The 2,409-nt window shown below is 45.7% G+C and carries 3 protein-coding genes; all 3 read right to left on the bottom strand.

Translation table 11 applies throughout. From position 1 onward, the window contains the following. Positions 1 to 254: ribbon-helix-helix domain-containing protein (locus C1A30_RS00010; RefSeq protein ID WP_142392520.1), on the bottom strand; the 254-nt coding region annotated here is incomplete at its 3' end. A gap of 453 nt (positions 255 to 707) precedes the next feature. Next, complete coding sequence (locus C1A30_RS35305; protein ID WP_142392519.1) at positions 708 to 1,130, bottom strand: hypothetical protein; 423 nt, start codon at positions 1,128 to 1,130, stop codon at positions 708 to 710. 105 nt (positions 1,131 to 1,235) lie between these two features. Beyond that, complete coding sequence (locus tag C1A30_RS35300) at positions 1,236 to 2,144, bottom strand: hypothetical protein (protein ID WP_142392518.1); 909 nt, start codon at positions 2,142 to 2,144, stop codon at positions 1,236 to 1,238. Positions 2,145 to 2,409 lie beyond the last annotated feature (265 nt).

Below are 2,409 nucleotides of genomic sequence, written 5' to 3'. Positions count from 1 at the left end.
GCACCAATGCCGGCAGGCGTTCCGGCGTTAGCCTGTCCCGTCATCTGCTTCATTGTCTCCGTAATCTGCTTGAACTGTTCCAGCATATCTTTTAACTTCGGATTACCCTGCATCTTGTCGTATTCGGAAGTGATTGCAGAAATAAGAAACTCACTTCGCTTAATCCCCATCATCCTGCAAAGCTCGTCAAGCTGATCAGCAACAGCAACATCACAACGAAAAGTTACAGCAACGGTATTCTTCTTCGGATTCATGGCAAAGCTCCTTTCAATAGAATGTAGTTATCATAACATCAAGTTGGAAAATTGTCAAGAGAAAAGCACTTACCCGCCGTTTACGGTGGTGAGTAAGTGCGCACTTCTATACCGTTCCGGCAGTGCTGGAGAATAGCAAGCACAGCAAGTGTAGCTACACTTGACGAAAACTAAAGTTTTTCGCTCTCCATCCGTTCATTTGTCCGGTATCAAGGCTACGAAAACTTTTCTTGCAGAAAACTTTTCTCGACCCCTACGGGGCAACCTTGACACCGAACATTTTCGGCGGAGCTTGCCAAGCGTGGCGAGGAACTCAAAGGCATAAAAGATAATTTCCAATAGCTCGCCCTATTCCATTGTACCGCCGAAAACCATTCTCTAACGCTCTGGTATTCGTCGGCTTCTTCATGGCTCAGAATCTAAAGGCATAAAAGAAGAGCGACGGCAAAGCCGTCACTCTTTCTCTTCATGTATCCCAAATAGACGCTTGAAAAAAGACCTCTTCGGAGCTGGCAAAGAAAGCACCTGCTGAGCCTGCAAAAGCACTTGATAATTTTTAGCCTGCTCCATAAGTTGAGCAATCTGCTTGTCCTTTTCTGCAATCTGAATGTCCTTTTGCCGAAGCTGTTCCAGCAATGACAAAACAAGCTCATTTTCGGATTCCTGCTTTTCATCCTGCCGACCGGATGAGCCATCAGGAGAAGAGCCGGAAAAAGGAACACCATGTTTTTCTGCAAGCCATTTCAAGCCGTATTCGGTGAGGGACATGACAGGGACATCGGATGGACACGCAAGGGACATTTTACGGACATCATCGGGCATACTTGCAATATCTCTGCGAATTGTCTTTGCAGAGAAACCCAGCATTTCAGCCACTTCCGAGACTTTATATATATGGCTCACCACCTTTTACACGAGGGACAACAGAGGGACATTTTAGGGACATCAAAGGACAAAAAAGGGACATCCCCATTGACACACTCATTTTCTCATGCTATTATAATACTCGTATTGAAGAGTGTTTTTGAAGTCGCTTTCAGGGTCTTCAAGAGCAACTGTTTTAGTAAAAGTCAGCTTGGCAGAGCTGGCTTTTTCTTTTGCCTTTTTGTACTCGACAACAGAAACATCCGGCTTTTTTATTCCTTTGCTCCATCGAAAAATATGGAAGCCAGGCGGGTACATACAGAGCCGAGCGCCCTTGATATATTTTTTGGTCTGTTTAACGCCGTTCTCGTCCTCGTATTCGACTTCTTTAATGCCTTTAGAGTAAGATACCGCCATATCCGCTTTAGACGCTTCAGAAAGCTCCATATCGCCCAAATAGGCAGTTAAGTACGCACCGACATTATCGACATCATCAAGCCGTTTCACGGTCACAAAGCCCTGTTTCCAGCAATCACGAACAACCGCATTTTCCATATACGGAGCCTTACCAGAAAAGATAAAAACGCAATGCAAGTGCCATGCTCCACGCCCTTGCGGTTCTGCTGCGGTAATATATTCGTAATGTCCGAAAATCTCACGGCAACGAGTATTGAAGTGCCGAAAATCACGCATCAGCTTTTTAGGGTCTGTCATATTATCGGCGTATGTAAGAGTAACCCAGCGACAGCGGGAAACATCGGTAATATTTGCGTTTAGAATATCCCTACCTTGAGCAAGAGACTTTGCGACATTCGCCAGATCCTGCGCACGGTTTTCGAGATGCTTAAACTCCAATAATTCTCCGGTGCGATTGTCTACATAGTGGTCTTTGTCAATCTTGGTAATATAACCACCACGAGAACGCTTTTCGGAATACATGATCTCCGTAATGTTTCCCATTTCTTTAAGCCGAACAAGAGCAGAATCAGAAATAGAAACAGGGGAATCCAGTTTTTTAATCTCCAATCAACTAACCTCCTTTCTCTAAGTTTTGGACACATATTCCCTTATAATCAAGTTAATAAGGGCGGGCGGTCGTAGCGTGTCCCCGCAACTAAAGTTTGCGGGGGCCCCGCTTACGCCTCGCCCTCGCCCCCTGTACCGGCACCAATGCCGGCAGGCGTTCCGGCGTTAGCCTGTCCCGTCATCTGCTTCATTGTCTCCGTAATCTGCTTGAACTGTTCCAGCATATCTTTTAACTTCGGATTACCCTGCATCTTGTCGTATTCGG

Source organism: Mycobacterium sp. 3519A, assembly GCF_900240945.1.
Taxonomy (GTDB): domain Bacteria; phylum Actinomycetota; class Actinomycetes; order Mycobacteriales; family Mycobacteriaceae; genus Mycobacterium.
Note: the sequence above shows the minus strand (reverse complement) of the source record. Positions and strands in the feature narration are given on the sequence as shown.